Genomic DNA, 20001 nt, shown 5'->3' with positions numbered 1-20001 from the left:
GCCCGTCTCCCCGGTGGGGGGACGGGCCTCTGCGCGTCCTGACGGTCAGCCGCGGCGGCCCGCGAGCTGGGCGTCGACGTCGGCGGTCGTGTCCCCCGAGGAGGCACCAGCCTCGGTCCGCAGCCGCTCGTCCCCGGTCTCGGTGCGCAGCGCGACCTCCCGGATCAGCAGGACGGCCACGATCGTGATCAGCGACAGCAGCGCCGCGATGAGGAAGACCCGCCCGGTGGCGTCGCCGTAGGAGACCTGGATCAGCGCGCGGACCGGCGCCGGGGCGTCGGCCAGGTCGGCGAGTCCGATCTCCTGGGAACCGGCCGCCGCGGAGGCACCCGGGACGTCGGACAGCCCGGACTGGATCAGCGTGCCCACCCGGCTGGAGAGCACCGCACCGAGCACCGAGACGCCGATCGTGCCGCCGAGGCTGCGGAAGAACGCGACCGCCGAGCTCGCCGCCCCCAGGTCGGTGGCGGCGACGGTGTTCTGCACGGCCAGCACCAGGTTCTGCATGGTCATCCCGATGCCGACACCGAGCACGGTGAGGAAGACGCCCAGCACGACCATGTCCGTGGCGTGGTCGATCGTGGCCAGCAGGCCGAACCCGAGGGCCACCAGCAACGAACCGGCGACCAGGTAGCGCTTCCAGAACCCGGTGCGGGTGATCAGGATCCCGGAGACGGTCGAGGAGACCAGCAGGCCGCCGACCATCGGGATGGTGAGCAGCCCGGCCGCCGTGGGCGAGTAGCCGCGGGAGATCTGCAGGTACTGGCCGAGGAACACCGTGGAACCGAACATCGCGACACCGATCGCGACGCTGGCGATGATCGCCAGGGTCGTCGTCCGGTCACGGAACAACCGGAGCGGGACGATCGGCTCCTCGGCACGCAGCTCGGTGACCACGAACGCGACGAGGGCGAGCACGCCACCCCCGACGAACAGCCCGGTCTCCAGGGAGGCCCAGGCGAAGCTGTCCCCGGCCAGGGTCACCCAGATCAGCAGCGCAGAGACGCCGGCGGTCAGGAACGTCGCACCCAGGTAGTCGATGGAGACCGCGCGCCGGGTGACCGGCAGGTGCAGGGTCCGCTGCAGCAGCACCAGGGCGACGAGGGCGAACGGGACGCCGACGAAGAAGCACCAGCGCCAGCCCAGCCAGCTGGTGTCGACCAGCAGGCCACCGATCAGCGGGCCACCGACGGTGGCGACCGCCATCACCGAGCCGAGCAGGCCGGAGTACCGCCCCCGTTCACGCGGGCTGATCATCGCCGCCATCGCGATCTGCACCAGCGCCTGCAGCCCACCCAGACCCAGGCCCTGCAGGACCCGCCAGCCGATCAGCGTCGGCAGCGACTGCGAGAGCCCGGCCAGCATCGAGCCGACGACGAAGACCACGATCGCGATCTGGATGAGCAGCTTCTTGCTGAACAGGTCGGCGAGCTTGCCCCAGATGGGCGTGGATGCGGTCGAGGCCAGCAGGGTGGCGGTGACCACCCAGGTGTACTGGCTCTGCGAGCCGCGGAGGTCGGTGATGATCGTCGGCAGGGCGTTGGAGACGACGGTCGAGGACAGGAACGCCACGAACATCGCCAGCAACATCCCCGACAGCGCACTGAGGATCTGCCGGTGCGTCATCCGGCCCTGCTGCTCGGCGGGGCCGAGCGGCGCTGGGGCGGCGGTCGCCCCGGCGGCCGGCCGGGTCGGTGCGGAGCTGCTCATCGGTGGTTCTCCTGGACGTTGCGAGTCCGAGTGCGAGCGCCGTCCGGTGGCCGATCGGCCCCGCGCGCCGGACACCCGGTACATGTAGACAGCAACCATCCTGCACCCGTTTGTTGCGGTCTGCAACGACCATTCCGGGTGAACCGCGTCTCCCGGATGCAGGACGGGCGGCGACCGGACCTCCGGGGTCCGGTCGCCGCCCGTCCGGCGGTACGTGCTCAGCCTGGGGTCAGGCCGGCACCTGCAGCGCCTCGAGCACCAGCTCCGCCGGGTGCCAGGCGGTGCGCTGCGTGCCGTGGAAGATCTGCTGGCGGCAGGACACCCCCGTGGCGGCGATGACCGCGTCGGGCGCGGCGGCCCGGACGGCGGGGAACAGCCGGTCCTCCCCCACCTGCAGGGACACGTCGTAGTGCTCGGACTCGAAGCCGAACGACCCGGCCATGCCGCAACAGCCGGCGTCCAGCTCCTGCACGGTGACGCCGGGGATCCGCGACAGCAGGGCCACCGTGGCGGCCGTGCCGGCCTCGGCCTTCTGGTGGCAGTGGCCGTGGAAGACCACCGTGCGCCCGGCCAGCCAGCTGTCGGTCCGCAGCTGCAGGCGGCCGTCGTCGATCGCATCGACCAGCAGCTCCTCCGGCAGCTTCACCCGCGCCGCGACGTCCCGGACGTTCGGGTCGTCGGGGAGCAGCTCCACGTGCTCGGCACGCAGCGTGAGGATGCAGGAGGGCTCGCAACCCACGATCGGCGAACCCGGCTCGGAGCCCTCGCAGAGGTTCGCCGCCAGCTTCTGCGCCTTGCCCCGGGCGTCGTCCAGCAGGCCCTTGGAGATGCTCGCGCGGCCGCAGCAGCCCTTGCTCTCCAGCCGCACCGGGTGCCCGGCGGCCTCCAGCAGCCGCACCACGGCCTGGCCGATGCCCGGCTCGGTGTAGCTGGTGAACGAGTCGGCCAGCATCGTGACCGGCTGCTGGGTCAGTGCCGCCGGAACCTCGTGCCGCTTGAACCAGCGCATCAGCGTCGTCCGGTGGAAGACCGGCAGGTCCCGCTGGCGCGCGATGCCGAGGCGGGAGTCCATCAGCGCCCGCAACGGCTTGATCTTCAGCGGCAGGTTCGACAGCGGCGCCGTCGCCGAGCCCAGCCGGTTGAGGGTGCGGATGGCCCCGAACGCCCGCGACCGCAGCGGGGTGCCGTGCACGTCGTGCTTGGCCGCCAGCGCCTCGCTCTTCATCGCCGAGACGTCGACGCCCAGCGGGCACTCGCTCTTGCAGGCCTTGCACATCAGGCACAGGTCGAGCACCTCGTGCAGCCGCTCGTCGGCCAGCGCGGTGTGCGGGTCGCCCTCGCTCAGCGCCTTGACCAGCGCGCCGGCCCGGCCACGGGTGGAGTGCTCCTCCATCCGGGTGGCGATGTACGAGGGGCACATCGCCCCGGTCGTGGACTTGCGGCACAGCCCGATGTTCATGCAGCGGTCGGCGGCGCCGAACATCCCGCCGACGACGTCGAACTGCAGCCGGGTGCGCAACGGGCCGGGGGTCGGCGGGTTCGCGTCCCGCAGGTGCTCGGTCATCGCCGGGGAGTCGACGATCTTGCCCGGGTTGAGCGTGCCCTGCGGGTCGAAGAGGCCCTTGACCTGCCGCATCGCCTCGTAGAGGTCGTCGCCGAACAGCTCGCGGTTGAACTCGCTGCGGGCCAGGCCGTCGCCGTGCTCGCTGGAGTTCACCCCGCCGTACTCGCGCACCAGGTCCTTGATCTCCACCGCCACCGAACGCATGACCTCGACCTGTCCGGGCTGGCTCAGGTCGACGAACGGGCGGATGTGCAGGCAGCCGACCGAGCAGTGCCCGTAGAAGCCCGCCTCCAGCTCGTGCCGGTCCAGCACGTCCTTGAAGCGAGCGGTGTACTCGGCCAGGTGCTTGGGGTCGACCGCGGTGTCCTCGATGAAGGCCAGCGGCCGGCGGGCGCCCACGGAGTTGGCCATCAGCAGGCCCAGGGCGGACTTGCGCACCTTGAGCAGCGCGCCCTGCTGGGCCGGGGTGACCGCCCGCAGGGTGTGGTAGCCGTGCCCGTTGCGCTCCCACAGCTCGACGAGGGAGTCCATCGACTCGACCAGCCGGTCCTCGTCGTCCCCGGTGAAGGAGACGAACAGCAGCGCGTCGGGGTCGCCCTGCAGGATCTTGCCCAGCCCGGCGTACTCGATCTTCTGCCGGGAGAGGTCCAGGATCGTGCGGTCCAGCAGCTCCACCTGCGCCGGGTCGACCGACAGCGCGTCCTCGGTGGCGTTGATCGCCGCCTGCACCGTCTCGAAGTGGCCCACCGCGAAGACCTGCTTCGACGGCTTGGGCACCAGCCCGACCCGGGCCGCGGTGATGATCGCCAGCGTGCCCTCGGAGCCGACCAGGAACTTCGCCAGGTCGAACGGCTGCCCCTCGGCGAGCCGGTCCAGCCGGTAGCCGCCGGCCCGCCGCCAGAAGGACGGGAACCCGGTGGCGATCGCCTCCGCGTTCTCCGCCACCAGCTCGGGCAGCCGGCGGTAGATCTCCGCCTCGAGCGTGTCGCCCTGCGCCCGGCGGGCGCGCTCGGCCTCGTCTACGACCCCGAAGGTGGCCGTCGACCCGTCGGCCAGGACGACGTCGACCTCCTCGACGTGGTCGATCGTCATGCCGAAGCGCACCGAGCCGCTGCCGGCGGAGTTGTTGCCGATCATCCCGCCGATGGTGGCGCGGTTGGACGTCGAGGTGTCCGGCCCGAACATCAGGCCGGCGTCGGCCGCGGCCCGGTTGAGGTCGTCCTGCACGACGCCGGGCTCGACCCGGGCGGTGCGCGCCTCCGGGTCCAGCTCGGTGATCCGGCGCATGTGCCGGGAGAGGTCCAGCACCAGGCCCGGGCCGACGGTCTGCCCGGCCAGGCTGGTGCCCGCGCCCCGGGCGAGCACCGGGATGCCGGCCTCGCGGGCCAGCCGCACCGCGGCGACCACGTCGGCGGTGTGCGCCGGGTAGGCGACCCCGACCGGCGTCATCGTGTACATCGAGGCGTCCTGGCTGAAGATGTGCCGGGTGTAGTCGTCGAAGGCGACCTCGCCGTCCAGCGCCCGGGTCAGCTCCTGCTCCAGGTCCGCCACCCCGACGCGGGGGCGCTCCGGGGCCGCTGTCATGCCTGCTGCAGGCGCTCGAGGGCCGCCTGGATGCCGTTCGGGTCGATCGGCACACCGCTGCGGACCAGGCCCATCTGCACACCGCCCAACGTGCCGACCAGGGTCAGGTCGTTGAAGTGGCCCAGGTGTCCGATCCGGAACACCTTGTCGGCCAGCTTGCCCAGCCCGGCGCCCAGCGACATGTCGTACTCCCGCAGGATCGTCGCCCGGACGGCGTCGGCGCCGCCGTCCGGCATGTGGATGGCGGTGAGCGAACCGGAGTACTCCCGCTCGTCCAGGGCCAGCACTTCCAGGCCCCAGCCCCGGACGGCGGCCCGGGTGGCCTCGGCGTGCCGGGTGTGCCGGGCGTAGACGTTGGCCAGGCCCTCGTCGTCCAGCATCTCCAGCGCGACCTTCAGCGCGTAGAGCAGGTTCGTGGCCGGCGTGTAGGGGAAGAAGCCGCGCTCGTTGGCGGCCAGGATCGGCTGCCAGTCCCAGAAGGAGCGGGGCAGGCCGGCGGTCTTCGACGCCTGCAGCGCCTTGTCGCTGACCGCGTTGAAGCTCAGCCCCGGCGGGAGCATCAGCCCCTTCTGCGACCCGGCGACGGTGACGTCGACACCCCACTCGTCGTGCCGGTAGTCGATGCTGCCCAGCGAGGAGATGGTGTCGACCAGCAGCAGGGCCGGGTGCTCGGCGGCGTCGATGGCCCGGCGGACCTCGGCGACCCGGCTGGTCACCCCGGTGGAGGTCTCGTTGTGGACCACCATGACGGCCTTGATCTCGTGCCCGGTGTCGGCGGCGAGCCGCTCCTGGGCGGCGGCCGGGTCGGCGCCGTGCCGCCAGTCGCCGGGGACGAACTCGACCTGCAGGCCGAGCCGGCTGGCCATGTCCTGCCAGAGGGTGGCGAAGTGGCCGGTCTCGAAGGCCAGCACCTTGTCGCCCGGGGAGAGCGTGTTGGTCAGCGCCGCCTCCCACGCGCCGGTGCCCGACGCGGGGTAGATGACGACCGGCTGGGTGGTGCCGAAGACGGGCTTGACGGCCTCGAGGACCTCCAGGCCGAGGGCGGCGAACTCCGGGCCGCGGTGGTCGATGGTCGGGGCCGCCATCGCCCGCAGCACCCGGTCGGGCACGTTGGTCGGCCCCGGGATCTGCAGGAAGTGGCGCCCGCCGGTCGTCGTCGTCACTGACATTCCCGTGCCTCCATGGGTGTGGCCCTCTCGTCCGGATCCCCGGCTCGACACCGGAAGTCCACCATGCGGGAGGCTACTACCGGCAGGCGGATTGGCGCAGAGACATCTCGGACGTCCTGTGACCCTTGACACTGACGGGCAGCAGACCTTCTAATCCCCGCTAGCGAAAGGGCGGTTCCGCATCGCGGAAGCGCTTGACCGGCGGGTGGCACACCCGCCTCGACCAACCCTGGGGACGCCGGTGTCCGTACAGCTCGTCTTGATCTCGATCTTGCTGGTGGTCTTCCTGATCGCCACGGTGCTGCCCGTGCACATGGGTGCGTTGGCCCTGGTGGCGGCGTTCATCGCCGGCTACTTCATCTACGGCACCGACGGCGACCCGACGTACGACGACGCGGTCTTCGGCTTCTTCCCCGGGTCGCTGTTCGTCGTCCTGGTCGGGGTGACGTACCTGTTCGCCATCGCGAAGAACAACGGCACCGTCGACTGGCTGGTGCACGCCGCGGTCACCGCATCCGGCGGCCGGCTCGCCGCCATCCCGTGGGCGATGTTCACCGTCACCGGCGTGCTCACCGCCATCGGCGGCGTCGTGCCGGCGGTGGTGGCGATCATCGCCCCGGTCGGCATGTCCTTCGCGCGGCGCTACCAGATCAACCCGGTGCTGATGGGCCTGTTCATCATCAACGGCGCCACCGCCGGCGGGTTCTCGCCGCTGTCGATCTTCGGTGTCATCACGAACACCGTGGTCGACGAGAACGGCCTGGAGGGCAGCCCGCTGTTCCTCTGGGGCGCCTCGATCGTCATCAACATCCTGCTCTCCATCGCCGTCTTCTTCCTGTTCGGCGGCCGCAAGCTGCTCGGCGGCGGGCGGGTCGACCTGACCGACAACCGCAACGACGACTTCGTGGCGGCCTCCGTCGCCGGGGACGCCACCGAGGACACCGGCGAGGACATCCCCGGCGGCCCTGCCCGCGGCGTGGCCGTCGGCAGCACCGGCACCGCCGGTGCGGCGGTGTCCGGCGGCCGGGTGACCGAGGCGCGGCACGGCGAGCCGGGCCACCAGCACTCCCACGTCGAGGACCGCGCCGACCAGAAGGCGCTGCAGACCACCGCGCTGGCCGTCGACAACGCGCCCGACCCGGTCACCACGCTCGACCGGGACCGCTCGCTGACGCTGATCGGGCTGGTCATCCTGGTCGTCGGGTCGCTGCTCCCCCTGGGCCTGGACATCGGTCTGATGGCCATCACCGTCGGCGTCATCCTGTCGGTGGTCGCGCCCCGTGGCGCCAAGGGCGCCGTGGGCCAGATCGCCTGGCCGACCGTGCTGCTGATCTGCGGCATCGTCACCTACGTCGGTCTGATGCAGGACCAGGACGTGCCCGGCTGGCTCGGGGACAACGTGGCCCAGCTCGGCCTGCCGCTGATCGCCGCCCTCCTGATCTGCTACATCGGCGCCGTCGTCTCGGCCTTCGCCTCCACCACCGGCATCCTCGGTGCGCTGATCCCGCTGGCCGTGCCCTTCCTCCAGGGCGACAACGCGATCGGGGCCATCGGCCTGATCACCGCGCTGGCGATGTCCTCCTCGATCGTCGACTCCAGCCCGTTCTCCACCAGCGGGGCACTCGTGGTCGCCAACGCCACCGAGGCCGAGCGGGAGCGGACGTTCAAGAACCTCACCGTCTGGGGCTTCTCGATGGTCGCGCTCATCCCGCCGATCACCTGGCTGGTCCTGATCGTGCCCGGCTGGCTCTGAGCACCACCCGCACCACCCGCGCCCCGGACGGCGATCCTGCCGCCGGGGCGCGGTCACGTGCGGAGCACGACGAGACGACCACCACCGCGGAGGCAGACGTGAGCACGCCCACACCCCCCGACCAGCCGCCCCTGACCGGCATCACCGTGCTGGAGGTCGGCGTCTTCATGGCGGCGCCGTACGCCGCGATGCAGCTGGCCGACCTGGGTGCCCGGGTGATCAAGGTCGAGGACCCCCGGTCCGGCGACCCGGTCCGGGCCAGCGGGCCGTTCGTCGGCGGCGAGAGCTCGCCGTACCTGCGGCTGAACCGGAACAAGGAGTCCGTCGCGCTGGACCTGAAGTCGGCCGCCGGCAAGCAGGCGTTCCTCGACCTGGTCGCCTCCGCGGACGTGGTGATCGAGAACCTGCGGCCCGGCGCGATGGCCCGGCTGGGGCTGGACGCCGAGGGGATCTGGGCGGCCAACCCGCGGGTGGTGCACGCCTCCGGGTCCGGCTGGGGGCAGGACGGGCCGCTCGCCCCGCTGCCCGGGCTGGACATCATGGCCCAGGCGCGCAGCGGGATCATGAGCATCACCGGCACCCCGGGCGGCGAGCCGGTCAAGGTCGGCGTCCCGGTCTGCGACCTGGTCTGCGGCCTCTACCTGGCGCTGGCGGTCACCGCGGCGCTGCGCGAGCGGGACCGCACCGGCGTCGGCCAGTCGATCGACGTCTCGCTGTTCGAGGCCGGGGTCAGCCTCGCGGTGTGGGAGGCCGGCAAGTGGTTCGCCACCGGCGAGGTGGGCGGCCCGCTGGGCTCGGCGCACCAGAGCCAGGCGCCCTACCAGGCGTTCCAGACCGCCGACGGCTGGGTGACCATCGGCGCGAACACCCCCAACACCTGGGCCGGGCTGTGCGCCACGCTGGACATGGCCGACGAGCTCGCGGACCCCGGCTACGCCGACGCCAGCCGCCGGCACGCCCGTCGCGGCGAGCTGCTGGACGTCGTGGAGAGCCGCACCCGGGCCCGCACCACCGCCGACCTGCTCGCCGCACTGGGGGCGGCCGGGGTGCCCTGCGCCCCGATCAACGACTACGGCGAGGTGTTCACCGACGAGCACCTGAACGCGCGGGAGTTCTTCTGGGACGCCCCACACCCGACCCTCGGGCCGGTGCGGCAGATCGGCTCGCCGATGCGGTTCTCCCGCACCCCCGCCGTCCGCGGCGTCGCCGGCCCCCCGCTGGGCGCCGACACCCGCGCGGTGCTCACCCGGTACGGCGTCCCCGCCGACGTCGTCGACGCCGTCATCCCATCCAGTCGAGAGGACGACGCATGAGCGAGCTCGAGGTCACCCAGGACGGCGCGGTGCTGACCGTGCTGTTCAACCGCCCGGAGGCCCGCAACGCGATGACCTTCGCGATGTACGAGGGGCTCGAGGAGGCCTGCGCCCGGGCCGACGCCGAGGAGTCGGTGCGGGTGCTGGTGCTGCGCGGCGCCGGCGGCCGGGCCTTCGTGGCCGGCACCGACATCGCCCAGTTCCTGGCGTTCGGTGAAGGGGATTTCACCAGCGGGGACGACGGCATCGCCTACGAGGCGCGGATCGAGCGGGTGGTCAACCGCCTGGAGGACGTCACCGTGCCGACCGTCGCCGCGGTCGAGGGTGCCTGCGTCGGCGGCGGGCTCGCCCTGGCCGCCGCCTGCGACCTGCGGGTGGCGACGGCGTCGTCCCGGTTCGGCGTCCCGATCGCGCGAACGCTGGGCAACTGCCTGTCGATGAACAGCTACTCGCTGCTGGTGCACCACCTGGGCCCCGGTCGCACGCTGGACATGCTGCTGCGGGCGAAGCTGCTGTCCGCCGCCGACGCAGCCGCCGCCGGCTTCGTCGGTGAGGTGGTGCCCGACGGTGAGCTGGACCCGGCGCTGACGTCGCTCGTCGAGACGCTGCTCGGGCACGCGCCGCTGAGCATGAAGGCCGCCGGCCAGGCGGTGGCGCGGCTGCGCCGGGCCACCCTGCCCGACGGCGACGACCTGGTGCGGGAGGTGTTCGGCAGTGCGGACTTCCGGGCCGGCGTGCGGGCGTTCGTGGACCGTGGACAGGTCAGCTGGACCGGCCGCTGAGCGCGCGGGCGCCGTCCTCCCGCAGCTCGGCGGCCAGCCCGTCGGCGGTCCGCTGCAGCAGCGCCACGATCGCCGGCACGCTCTCCATCGGCACCCGTCCCTCGGGGCCGGAGACCGAGATCGCGGTCTGCGCCGGGCCGCCGGGCACCGGGACGGCGACGCAGCGGACGCCGATCTCCTGCTCGCCGTCGTCCAGCACGTAGCCCTGCGCGGCGATCTGCGGCAGCAGCGCCAGCAGCTCGTCGGGGTCGGTGATCGTCTTGTCGGTGCGCCGGGGCATGCCGCCGCGCTCCAGCAGCTCGCGGGCGGTGGAGGCGGGCAGCTGGGACAGCAGCGCCTTGCCGACCCCGGTGCAGTGCAGGTGCACCCGGCGGCCGACCTCGGTGAACATCCGCATCGAGTGCTTGGAGGGCACCTGGGCGACGTAGACCACCCGGTCGCCGTCCAGCATCGCCAGGTTCGCCGTCTCCCCGGTGGAGTCGACCAGGTCGCTCAGGTGCGGCCGGGCCCAGGTGCCCAGCGTCCGCGAGGAGCTCTCGCCGAGGTGGATCAGCCGGGGGCCCAGCACGTAGCGCCGGGAGGGGAGCTGGCGCACGTACCCGCGGGCGACCAGGGTGCGGACGAGCCGGTGGATCGTGGACAGCGGGAGGCCGCTGTCCACCGCCAGCCGGGAGAGCGCGACCTCGCCGCCGTCCTCCGCCATCAGTTCCAGGAGCAGGAAGGCCCGCTCCAGGGACTGCACGCCCCCGTCGGAACCGCTGATCACGCCGCCGGTCTCGGCCATGCCACTCCTCCGTCGTCCCGCGCACCCGGGGCCCGCCAGCGTGCTCGCTCCTCGGGCGCCCGGGGCCGCACGGCCGCCGGGCACCGGAGCGCCCACGGTCGTCTTGACCCCACTGGTGACCGAGGATACGTTTTCCACATCACAGATGGAACCTTCCGCTTCTCGGAAGGTGACACCACACGTACGGCCCGTCCCGCCGGCCCGGGGAACGCCTCGGTACCGCTGCCGGACGGCACCGACCCCCAGGGAGAGCAATGAGCAGCGTCGACGGCGTGGAGATCACCGGCCCGATGGGCCCGCGGTTCGACGAGGTCCTGACGCCTCGGGCTCTGGAGCTCATCGCACTGCTGCACCGCGAGCTCAACGGCCGCCGGCTGGAGCGGCTGCAGGCCCGCACGGAGCGCGTGCAGGCCCTCGCCGACGGCGGCACGCTGGACTTCCTGCCGGAGACGGCCTCGATCCGCGAGGACGACTCCTGGCGGGTGGCCCCGCCGGCCCCCGGCCTGGTCGACCGCCGGGTGGAGATGACCGGCCCGACCGACCGCAAGATGACGATCAACGCGCTCAACTCCGGCGCCAAGTGCTGGCTGGCCGACCAGGAGGACGCCAACTCCCCGCTGTGGGAGAACGTCGTCAACGGCCCGCTCAACCTGATGGACTCGATCGACCGCACCATCGACTTCACCAGCCCGCAGGGCAAGTCCTACGAGCTCAAGCCGGACGACGAGCTGCCGACGATCATCGTCCGCCCCCGCGGCTGGCACCTGCCGGAGAAGCACATCACCGTCGACGGTGAGCAGACGTCGGGCAGCCTGGTCGACTTCGCGCTCTACCTCTCCGCGTGCGGGCAGAAGCAGATCGACCGCGGTCAGGGTCCGTACTTCTACCTGCCGAAGATGGAGAGCCACCTCGAGGCGCGGCTCTGGAACGACGCCTTCAACCTCGCGCAGGACCAGCTGAACATCCCCCGCGGCACCATCCGGGCCACCTGCCTGATCGAGACCTACCCGGCGGCCTTCGAGATGGAGGAGATCCTCTACGAGCTGCGCGAGCACTCCTCCGGGCTCAACGCCGGCCGCTGGGACTACCTGTTCAGCGTGATCAAGACGTTCCGCACCCGCGGTGAGGACTTCACCCTCCCCGACCGGAACTCGATCACCATGACCGTGCCCTTCATGCGGGCCTACACCGAGCTGCTGGTGCGCACCTGCCACAAGCGCGGCGCGCACGCGATGGGCGGCATGTCGGCGTTCATCCCGAGCAAGGACCCGGAGAAGAACGAGTTCGCGTTCAACAAGATCACCGAGGACAAGAGCCGCGAGGCCAACGACGGCTTCGACGGATCCTGGGTGGCCCATCCGGGCATGGTCCAGACCGCGATGGACGCCTTCGACAAGGTGCTCGGCGAGCGACCCAACCAGCTGGACAAGCTGCGTGCGGACGTGTCGGTCAGCGCCGCCGACCTGCTCAACGTGAAGGCCACCCCCGGCGAGGTCACCGAGGCGGGCCTGCGGGCCAACGTCAGCGTCGGCATCCAGTACGTGGAGTCCTGGCTGCGCGGCTCGGGTGCCGCCGGCATCAACGGCCTGATGGAGGACGCCGCCACCGCCGAGATCAGCCGCAGCCAGGTCTGGCAGTGGCTGCACAACGGGGTGTCGCTCAACGACGGCCAGCAGGTCACGACCGAGCTCGTGCAGCGGGTGATCGAGGAGGAGGTCGCCGCCATCGCGGAGGCCAAGGGAGATGCGTACTCCTCCGGCCGGTGGGACGATGCCCGTGCGCTCTTCACCGAGATGGCCCTGGGCGACGAGTACAACGACTTCCTGACCGTCCCGGCCTACGAGCGCATGCCCTGATCCACTCCCCCGCTGACCACCAGGATGGCCATCTTGGTGGTCAGCGGGGGCCGCACCACCTCGCACGTCACAGCAGGTCCGGCAATGAAGGCGGAACCTCATGAGCGGCACGCACGGCACCGAGACGACGGCCGGCCCGGTCCTCGGCGACACCCCACCCGAGGCCACCTCGGCCACCGGTGAGGCAGGGGACAACGCCGCGGGCATCGCGGCCGTGGGCCGGGTGGCCCGCGAGCTGATGCCCGAGACCGGGGTGATCGCCGACCCCACCCAGCTGCGCACCTACGAGTGCGACGGCCTGGCCCACTACCGGGTCACCCCCGCGCTGGTGGTCCTCCCGGAGACGACCGAGCAGCTGGCCGCGGTGGTCAAGGCCTGCTCCGAGCACGGCGTCCCGTTCGTCGCCCGCGGCTCGGGCACCGGGCTGTCCGGCGGCGCGCTCCCCCGGGCCGACGGCGTCCTGCTGGTCACCTCCCGGATGCGCACCATCCACGAGGTCCGCCGCGCCGACCAGCGCGCGATCGTCGAGCCCGGCGTCATCAACCTCGACGTCACCCGGGCCGCCACCCCCGAGGGCTACTACTACGCCCCCGACCCCAGCAGCCAGCAGATCTGCTCCATCGGCGGCAACCTGGCCGAGAACTCCGGTGGTGCGCACTGCCTGAAGTACGGGTTCACCAGCAACCACGTGCTCGGCACCGAGCTGATCACCCCGCAGGGCGACGTGGTGCAGCTGGGCGGCCTGGCGCCGGACTCCCCCGGCTACGACCTGCTCGGCACCGTCGTCGGCTCCGAGGGCACCCTCGGCATCGCCACCACCGCCACCGTCCGGCTGGTGCGGCTGCCCGAGGAGGTCCGCACCCTGCTCGTCGGGTTCCACACCACCGACGACGCCGGGGCCGCCACCTCGGCGATCATCAGCGCGGGCGTCCTGCCCGCCGCGATCGAGATGATGGACGCCCTGGCCATCGAGGCCGCCGAGGCCGCGGTGCACTGCAACTACCCGGACGGCGCCGGCGCGGTGCTGGTCATCGAACTCGACGGCGCCTCGGCCGAGGTCGAGCACGAGTACGCCCTGGTCGAGCGGTTCTGCCAGGAGAACGGCTCCTTCGAGCTGCGGCTGGCCATCGACGCCACCGAACGGGCGCTGATCTGGCGGGGCCGCAAGTCCGCCTTCGCCGCGGTGGGCCGGATCAGCCCCGACTACATCGTGCAGGACGGCGTCATCCCGCGGACCGCGCTGCCCGAGGTGCTCCGGGCGATCGCCGAGCTCTCGGAGTCCTCCGGCGTCCGGGTGGCCAACGTCTTCCACGCCGGCGACGGGAACCTGCACCCGCTGGTGCTCTTCGACGACGCGAAGCCCGGCGCCGGCGAGGCCGCGGAGAAGGTCAGCGGCGCGATCCTGGACCTCTGCATCACCCACGGCGGGGCGATCACCGGCGAGCACGGGGTGGGCGTGGACAAGGCCGCCTACATGCCGAAGATGTTCACCGACGACGACCTGGACACCATGCAGCTGGTCCGGTGCGCCTTCGATCCCGGCAACATCTCCAACCCGGGCAAGATCTTCCCGACGCCCCGACTGTGCGGCGAGGTGCCCGGCAAGCGGAAGCACGCGCACCCGCTGGTCGAGGCCGGTCTGGCGGACGCGTTCTGATGACCACCGTCGACCTGGACACCGCCCGTACCGCCCTCTCCGACGCCTGCTCCGACGTCACCGACGCCACCCCCGCCGACGCCGTCGACGGGGTGCCCGCCGCGCTCGTCGCCCGGCCCGGCTCCACCGAGGAGACCGCCGCCGTGCTGCGCGCCGCCGCGGCCGCCGGGCTCACCGTCGTCCCGCGCGGTCAGGGCACCAAGCTCACCTGGGGCCGGCCGCCGGAGTCCGCCGACGTGGTGCTGGACCTGAGCCGGATGAACCGGGTGCTCGACCACGCCGCCGGCGACCTCATCGTCGACACCGAGGCCGGCGCGCTGCTCTCCGACGTCCAGCGGACCGCGGGCTCGGCCGGGCAGCGACTGGCCCTGGACGAGCCGGTCGCCGGCGGCACGGTCGGCGGCATGCTGGCCACCAACGCCAGCGGTCCCGGCCGGGTCGCCGTCGGCACCGCCCGCGACCTGCTGATCGGCGTGACCGTGGTGCGCGCCGACGGCGTGGTCGCCAAGGCCGGTGGCCGGGTCGTGAAGAACGTGGCCGGCTACGACCTGGGCAAGCTGGTCATCGGCTCGTTCGGCACCCTCGTGGTCGTCACCCGGGCCGTCTTCCGGCTGCACCCGGTGCCGGCCGCCCGGCGGTTCGTCACAGTGCCCTTCGGCACCCCTGAGGACGCCTCCCGGCTGGTCCAGTCGGTGGTGCACGCGCAGGTCGTGCCAGCCGCCGTGGAGGTGGAGTGGCGCGTCGACGGCGCCGGCACCGTCGGGGTCCTGCTGGAGGGCACACCTGCCGGCGTCGAGGCCCGGACGACGACCACCCGCCGGCTGCTGGGGGCCGGCACGGAGGCCGCCGAGGCCGCACCGCCCGGCTGGGGCGTGCTGCCGTGGACCGACGAGCCCGGGTCGACCGGCCTGAAGCTCACCTGCGCGCTGTCCGGTCTGGCGCCGGTCCTCACCGCCGTCCGCCGGGCCGCGGAGGACGCCGGCGTCGCCCTCACGGTCCGCGGCTCCGGTGGGGCCGGCGTCCTCTACGCCGCGCTCGGTGCCGACGCCCCGGTCGACGCCGTGGCCGACGTGGTCGCCCGCACCCGGGCGGTCTGCACCGAGCACGGCGGCGCACTGGTCGTGGTCGACGGCCCCCCGGCGGTCAAGGCTGCGGTCGACACGTGGGGCCCGGTACCGGCGATCGACCTGATGCGCCGTGTGAAGGAACAGTTCGACCCCGAGCGCCGTCTGGCGCCCGGCCGGTTCGTCGGAGGCATCTGATGGTCGAGTCCACCCGCTCCCTTTCCGACGAGCCGCAGAGCGACCCACGCAAGGCCGACGTCCTCAGCGCCGGGCCCGTGCCCGTGGGCACGCCGACCGTGCGCCCGGCCTTCGACGACGAGCACCCGCCCTCGGCGGAGCTGATCAGCGACTGCGTGCACTGCGGCTTCTGCCTGCCCACCTGCCCCACCTACACGCTGTGGGGCGAGGAGATGGACTCCCCGCGCGGCCGCATCGACCTGATGAAGGCCGGGCTGGAGGGCGCACCGCTCAGCGACACGATGGTGCAGCACTTCGACGCCTGCCTGGGTTGCATGGCCTGCGTGACGGCCTGCCCCTCCGGCGTCCAGTACGACAAGCTCATCGAGGCCACCCGCGTGCAGGTGGAGCGGCACCACACGCGCAGCCCGGGCGACCGGGCGATGCGCGCGGCGATCTTCGCGCTCTTCCCCTACAAGAAGCGGCTGCGCGCGCTGCGCGGTCCGCTGCGGGCCTATCAGGCCAGCGGCCTGCCCAAGGTGGTGCGCGGCAGCGGGCTGCTGGACCGGCTGGCGCCGAAGCTGGCCGCCATGGAGGGCCTGGCGCCGGTGCTGGAGAAGCGGGAGAAGCTGCCCGAGCGCGTGCCGGCCACCGGCACCCGGCGGGCCGTGGTGGGCATGCTGACCGGCTGCGTGCAGGGCGAGTTCTTCCCCGGCGTGAACGCCGCCACTGCACGGGTCCTCGCCGCCGAGGGCTGCGATGTGATCATCCCCCGCAAGCAGGGCTGCTGCGGGGCGCTGTCGGTGCACAACGGCCGCCAGCAGGAGGCGGAGTCCTTCGCCCGCTCCACCATCGACGCGTTCGAGGCCGCCGGCGTCGACACGGTCGTGGTCAACGCGGCCGGCTGCGGCTCCAGCATGAAGGAGTACGCCGACCTCCTCGCCGACGAGCCGGACTACGCCGAGCGGGCGAAGGCCTTCTCCGCCAAGGTCCGGGACGTCTCGGAGTTCCTCTCCGACCTCGGCAGCGTCGCCCCGCGGCACCCGCTGGAGGTCACCGTGGCCTACCACGACGCCTGCCACCTCGGGCACGCGCAGGGCATCCGGAACCAGCCGCGCAGCCTGCTGCGGGAGATCCCCGGCCTGCAGGTCAAGGAGATCGCGGAGGCCGAGGTGTGCTGCGGCTCGGCCGGGATCTGGAACGTGCTGAACCCCGAACCCGCCCGCGAGCTCGGCGACCGCAAGGCGCGCAACATCGCCGGCACCGGAGCCCAGCTGCTGGTGACCGCCAACCCCGGGTGCCTGATGCAGGTCTCGTCCTCGCTGGAGCGGCAGGGCACCCGGATCGGGCTGGCCCACACCATCGAGGTCATCGACGCCTCGATCCGGGGCCTCCCGGTCGACACCCTCGGGCCCCAGCACTGAGGAAGGACCCCGTTCTCCTCACCCCTCGCAGGCTCGGGGCGAGCCTCGGAACGGGGCCTGGGCGGGCCGTTCGGCGGTCAGTCGGTCTGGCCGGTGACCTCGGCCTCGTGCGCCTCGCCGAGCCGGTTCAGCCGGCCCAGCAGCTGGGCCAGGGTGGCGACGTCGGAGGTCTCCCAGCCGGCGAGGTCGGCCTCCCAGCGCGCCCGACGGGCATCACGCAGCCGGCTGAGCCGCCGGTGCCCCTCCTCGGACGTCGACAGCACCTGGGCCCGGCCGTCGTCGGGGTCGGCGACCCGGTCGACCAGGCCGAGGTCGACGAGCGAGGACACCTGACGGCTGACCGTGCTCTTGTCCAGCCCGAGCCGTGCGACGACGTCACTGGCCCGCAGCGGGCCGGCGTCGTCCAGCAGCACCAGCAGGCCGTACGCCGCGCCGTCGAGGTCCTGGTGCAGCTGGCCACCCAGCCGGCCGGAGATGGCCCGGGCCCGGCGCAGCAGCAGGGCCACCTCGCGTTCGAGCGCGACGTAGGCGGCGTGCGGGTCCTGCCCGGTGCTGTCCACGTCGGCTCCGTCCGGGGTGGCGCGGGCTGCGCTGTCGACGGTCACACCGTTCTCCACGTCCGAGGCGGACCCCGCGTTCCCGGAAGGCGTCACTGCCGGCCCGCCGGCCGCCACACCACCAGGGCAGAACTGGACGTGCGGGGCACCAGGTCCCGGCGGTAGGCCGCCGACACCGCGGACTCGGCCGCGATCCGGTGGGCCTCGGAGAGCTCGAGCTCGTCGAGCAGCTCGGCCACCCGCGCCTGCAGCGCCTCGACCCGGGACTCGAGCTCGATGATCCGCTTGATCCCGGCCAGGTTGACGCCGTCCTCCTGGCTCAGCCGCTGCACCTCGCGCAGCAGCGCGACGTCCCGCGGGCTGTACCGGCGGCCCCCGCCGGCCGTGCGACCGGGGCTCACGAGGCCGAGCCGGTCGTACTGCCGCAGCGTCTGGGCGTGCATGCCGGCCAGCTCGGCGGCGACGGAGATGACGAAGACCGGAGCGTCCTCGGCGAAGGAGCGACCGGGGTCGGGCAGCGTCATCGCGCCGCTCCGTTCCGCAGCGCGGCCGTGACCTCCGGTCGCGGGTCGTCGGGCAGCTCGGCGGCGAGCTTCTCGATCGCCTCCCGGGCACCCGGGGTCAACCGACTGGGGACGGCGACCTCCACGGTGACCAGCAGGTCGCCGGTCGTGGCCTTGCTCGGCACGCCGCGCCCGCGGACCCGGAAGGTGCGGCCGCTGGAGGTGCCGGCCGGGACCTTCAGCGACACCGACCCGTCCAGGGTGGGCACGGTGAGCGTGGTGCCCAGCGCCGCCTCGGCGAAGGACACCGGCACGGTGAGGGTGAGGTCGTTGCCGCTGCGCCCGAAGAGCTCCGAGCCGCTGACGTGGACGACGACGAACAGGTCGCCCGCCGGGCCACCGCGTCGTCCGGGGGCGCCCTTGCCGGGCAACCGGATGCGCTGCCCGTCCTTGACCCCGGCCGGGATCCGCACGGTGATGGTGCGGGTCTGGGTGGTGACGCCGCCGCCCTTGCACTCCGGGCAGGGGTCGTCGACCACCGAGCCGGTGCCGCGGCACTCCTTGCACGGCTCGGAGAAGGCGAAGGCGCCCTGACTGCGGCTGGTGACGCCCGCGCCGTTGCAGACCGGGCAGGTGTGCGGGCTGGTGCCCGGGCGGGCACCGCTGCCGGCGCAGGTCGGGCAGGTGCCCGGGCTCTGCATCCGCAGCGGCACGGTCACCCCGAGCACGGCCTCGTCGAAGGCGAGGGTGGCCTCCGTCTCGACGTCCTGACCTCGGGCCGGCCCGGACGCGGCCTGGCTGCGGCCGCGCGCGGAACCACCCGGGCTCGCGGCGCCGCCGGTGAACAGGCCCCCGAAGAGGTCGCCCAGGCCACCGGCCCGCCCCCCGGCGCCGGGGGCGCCGGACGCACCGCCGAAGAGGTCGCCGAGGTCGAACGGCTGGCCCGCGCCGGCACCGCCCCCGCCGGGGAAGCCGCCGGGGAAGCCGCCGGGCGCCCCGGCGCCGGGCCGGAAGCCCCCGGAGCCGAAGAGCCGGCGAGCGTCGTCGTACTCCGCCCGCCGCTTCGGGTCGGACAGGACGTCGTAGGCCTCCGACACCTCCTTGAAGCGGGTCTCGGCCTGCGTGTTCCCCGGGTTCTTGTCCGGGTGCAGCTCACGAGCCAGCTGCCGGTAGGCCTTCTTGATGGCCGCGGCGTCGGCGTCCTTGGCGACGCCCAGGGCCGCGTAGTAGTCCTTCTCGATGAAGTCCCGGGTGCTGCTCATCGGGCGCCTCCTCTCTGCTGGGCGGGGGACGGGCCGGTCCGGCCTCCGGGGGACGGAGGCCGGACCGGCCGGGGGATCGGGCTCAGCCGGCGGCCGGGCCGGAGCCCGGCTGATCGACGTCCGCGGCGGTCTCGACCACCTCGGCGTCCACGACCTCCGGTCCCGCCGCCGCCGCAGCAGGCGCGGCCGGGGTCTCCGGCTCGCTCACGCCGACCATCGCGGTGCGCAGCACCCGGTCCCCGCGCTGGAAGCCCGGCCGCAGCACCGTGGTGGCGGTCGGCTCGCTCACCTCCGGCGAGGTGTCGTGCAGGACTGCCTCGTGCAGGGCCGGGTCGAACGGGTCGCCCGGCTTGCCGAACGAGGTGACCCCGAGGCCGTCGAGCAGCCCCAGCACCCGGTCGGCGACGACCTTGAAGGCGCCGGTGAGGTCGCCGTGGTCCCGGGCGCGCTCGATGTCGTCGACGATCGGGAACAGCTGGCCGGCGAAGCGCTCGGCCGCCTGGTCGACGACCAGGACCCGGTCACGCTCGACCCGGCGCCGGTAGTTGGCGTACTCGGCGGTGACCCGCTGCAGGTCCTCGGTCCGCTCGGCCAGCTGCCGCGCGGTGTCGTCGGCCCCGCTCTCGATCCCGCCGGTCACCGGCGGTTCGACGACCGGGCCCGCTCCGTTCCCGGAGGCGCTCGTGTCGTTGTCGTGCTCGCTCATGTGCTCTCCCTGCTCCGGCGTGGCGCCGGCCGGCTCGTCGCCGGCCGGCACGCGGACCGTGCCGCTGGTCGGGTCGATGCGCCGCTCGTCACGGATGACGACCCGCGGCGCCTGCTCGTCCTGCTGGCTCATCGTC

General features: G+C 73.0%; 15 protein-coding genes. 7 read left to right on the top strand and 8 right to left on the bottom strand.

Annotation, left to right across the window (positions count from 1 at the left end):
- Positions 1 to 45: 45 nt before the first annotated feature.
- The 3 genes from O2V63_RS15700 to O2V63_RS15690 all read right to left on the bottom strand — a co-directional run bounded on the left by O2V63_RS15700 (position 46) and on the right by O2V63_RS15690 (position 6027).
- A complete protein-coding gene (locus O2V63_RS15700) occupies positions 46 to 1710 on the bottom strand; it encodes an MFS transporter (protein ID WP_269168493.1) in 1665 nt (554 codons plus the stop codon).
- Between the two features lie 229 nt (positions 1711 to 1939).
- A complete protein-coding gene (locus tag O2V63_RS15695; RefSeq protein WP_269168492.1) occupies positions 1940 to 4858 on the bottom strand; it encodes an FAD-binding and (Fe-S)-binding domain-containing protein in 2919 nt (972 codons plus the stop codon).
- Positions 4855 to 6027, bottom strand: coding sequence for a pyridoxal-phosphate-dependent aminotransferase family protein (locus tag O2V63_RS15690; protein WP_269168491.1), 1173 nt, complete (start codon positions 6025 to 6027; stop codon positions 4855 to 4857). The genes O2V63_RS15695 and O2V63_RS15690 overlap by 4 nt, the downstream gene beginning before the upstream one ends.
- A gap of 241 nt (positions 6028 to 6268) precedes the next feature.
- On the opposite strand from O2V63_RS15690, the gene O2V63_RS15685 reads away from it, so the two are divergent.
- The 3 genes from O2V63_RS15685 to O2V63_RS15675 all read left to right on the top strand — a co-directional run bounded on the left by O2V63_RS15685 (position 6269) and on the right by O2V63_RS15675 (position 9875).
- Positions 6269 to 7780: an SLC13 family permease gene (locus O2V63_RS15685; protein WP_269168490.1), complete on the top strand. Its 1512-nt coding sequence runs from the start codon at positions 6269 to 6271 to the stop codon at positions 7778 to 7780.
- 98 nt (positions 7781 to 7878) lie between these two features.
- Complete coding sequence (locus tag O2V63_RS15680; protein WP_269168489.1) at positions 7879 to 9093, top strand: CaiB/BaiF CoA transferase family protein; 1215 nt, start codon at positions 7879 to 7881, stop codon at positions 9091 to 9093.
- Entirely contained in the window at positions 9090 to 9875 is a 786-nt protein-coding gene (locus O2V63_RS15675; RefSeq protein WP_269168488.1) for an enoyl-CoA hydratase/isomerase family protein, read from the top strand. Before O2V63_RS15680 ends, O2V63_RS15675 begins: the two co-directional genes overlap by 4 nt.
- Here the strand turns inward: O2V63_RS15675 and O2V63_RS15670 are convergent.
- Complete coding sequence (locus O2V63_RS15670) at positions 9856 to 10659, bottom strand: IclR family transcriptional regulator (protein ID WP_269168487.1); 804 nt, start codon at positions 10657 to 10659, stop codon at positions 9856 to 9858. The two genes, O2V63_RS15675 and O2V63_RS15670, sit on opposite strands and share 20 nt — an antisense overlap.
- A gap of 254 nt (positions 10660 to 10913) precedes the next feature.
- Between O2V63_RS15670 and aceB the strand changes: the two genes are divergently transcribed.
- The 4 genes from aceB (at position 10914) to O2V63_RS15650 (ending at position 16837) form a co-directional block, all read left to right on the top strand.
- A complete protein-coding gene (aceB, locus tag O2V63_RS15665) occupies positions 10914 to 12515 on the top strand; it encodes a malate synthase A (protein WP_269168486.1) in 1602 nt (533 codons plus the stop codon).
- A gap of 100 nt (positions 12516 to 12615) precedes the next feature.
- Entirely contained in the window at positions 12616 to 14172 is a 1557-nt protein-coding gene (locus O2V63_RS15660; RefSeq protein WP_269168485.1) for an FAD-linked oxidase C-terminal domain-containing protein, read from the top strand.
- Entirely contained in the window at positions 14172 to 15434 is a 1263-nt protein-coding gene (locus tag O2V63_RS15655; protein WP_269168484.1) for an FAD-binding oxidoreductase, read from the top strand. Before O2V63_RS15660 ends, O2V63_RS15655 begins: the two co-directional genes overlap by 1 nt.
- On the top strand, positions 15434 to 16837 hold the full coding sequence (locus tag O2V63_RS15650) for a (Fe-S)-binding protein (protein WP_269168483.1): 1404 nt from the start codon (positions 15434 to 15436) through the stop codon (positions 16835 to 16837). Before O2V63_RS15655 ends, O2V63_RS15650 begins: the two co-directional genes overlap by 1 nt.
- Positions 16838 to 16914: 77 nt before the next feature.
- Here O2V63_RS15650 and O2V63_RS15645 read toward each other — a convergent pair whose 3' ends face one another.
- The 4 genes from O2V63_RS15645 to grpE form a co-directional block, all read right to left on the bottom strand.
- A complete protein-coding gene (locus O2V63_RS15645) occupies positions 16915 to 17442 on the bottom strand; it encodes a MarR family winged helix-turn-helix transcriptional regulator (protein ID WP_269168482.1) in 528 nt (175 codons plus the stop codon).
- A gap of 44 nt (positions 17443 to 17486) precedes the next feature.
- The gene (locus O2V63_RS15640) at positions 17487 to 17918 is read right to left on the bottom strand and encodes a heat shock protein transcriptional repressor HspR (RefSeq protein WP_269168481.1); all 432 of its coding nucleotides are present in this window, start codon (positions 17916 to 17918) and stop codon (positions 17487 to 17489) included.
- Positions 17915 to 19159, bottom strand: a complete 1245-nt coding sequence (dnaJ, locus tag O2V63_RS15635; protein WP_269168480.1) for a molecular chaperone DnaJ — start codon at positions 19157 to 19159, stop codon at positions 17915 to 17917. The genes O2V63_RS15640 and dnaJ overlap by 4 nt, the downstream gene beginning before the upstream one ends.
- 82 nt (positions 19160 to 19241) lie before the next feature.
- Positions 19242 to 19997: a nucleotide exchange factor GrpE gene (gene grpE, locus O2V63_RS15630; protein WP_269168479.1), complete on the bottom strand. Its 756-nt coding sequence runs from the start codon at positions 19995 to 19997 to the stop codon at positions 19242 to 19244.
- Between the last annotated feature and the right edge of the window lie 4 nt (positions 19998 to 20001).

The sequence above is a fragment of the Modestobacter sp. VKM Ac-2977 genome (genome assembly GCF_026968045.1).
In the GTDB taxonomy this organism is placed as follows: Bacteria; Actinomycetota; Actinomycetes; order Mycobacteriales; family Geodermatophilaceae; genus Modestobacter.
The sequence above is the reverse complement of the archived record's forward strand: the minus strand, read 5'-3'. Positions and strand labels throughout refer to the sequence as shown.

What these genes read in the sequence shown, in the direction of transcription:
- O2V63_RS15700 (WP_269168493.1), bottom strand. Translation starts at nt 1,710, where the DNA reads ATGAGCAGCTCCGCACCGACCCGGCCGGCCGCCGGGGCGACCGCCGCC.
- O2V63_RS15695 (WP_269168492.1), bottom strand. Translation starts at nt 4,858, where the DNA reads ATGACAGCGGCCCCGGAGCGCCCCCGCGTCGGGGTGGCGGACCTGGAG.
- O2V63_RS15690 (WP_269168491.1), bottom strand. Translation starts at nt 6,027, where the DNA reads ATGTCAGTGACGACGACGACCGGCGGGCGCCACTTCCTGCAGATCCCG.
- O2V63_RS15675 (WP_269168488.1), top strand. Translation starts at nt 9,090, where the DNA reads ATGAGCGAGCTCGAGGTCACCCAGGACGGCGCGGTGCTGACCGTGCTG.
- O2V63_RS15670 (WP_269168487.1), bottom strand. Translation starts at nt 10,659, where the DNA reads ATGGCCGAGACCGGCGGCGTGATCAGCGGTTCCGACGGGGGCGTGCAG.
- aceB (WP_269168486.1), top strand. Translation starts at nt 10,914, where the DNA reads ATGAGCAGCGTCGACGGCGTGGAGATCACCGGCCCGATGGGCCCGCGG.
- O2V63_RS15660 (WP_269168485.1), top strand. Translation starts at nt 12,616, where the DNA reads ATGAGCGGCACGCACGGCACCGAGACGACGGCCGGCCCGGTCCTCGGC.
- O2V63_RS15655 (WP_269168484.1), top strand. Translation starts at nt 14,172, where the DNA reads ATGACCACCGTCGACCTGGACACCGCCCGTACCGCCCTCTCCGACGCC.
- O2V63_RS15650 (WP_269168483.1), top strand. Translation starts at nt 15,434, where the DNA reads ATGGTCGAGTCCACCCGCTCCCTTTCCGACGAGCCGCAGAGCGACCCA.
- O2V63_RS15640 (WP_269168481.1), bottom strand. Translation starts at nt 17,918, where the DNA reads ATGACGCTGCCCGACCCCGGTCGCTCCTTCGCCGAGGACGCTCCGGTC.
- dnaJ (WP_269168480.1), bottom strand. Translation starts at nt 19,159, where the DNA reads ATGAGCAGCACCCGGGACTTCATCGAGAAGGACTACTACGCGGCCCTG.
- grpE (WP_269168479.1), bottom strand. Translation starts at nt 19,997, where the DNA reads ATGAGCCAGCAGGACGAGCAGGCGCCGCGGGTCGTCATCCGTGACGAG.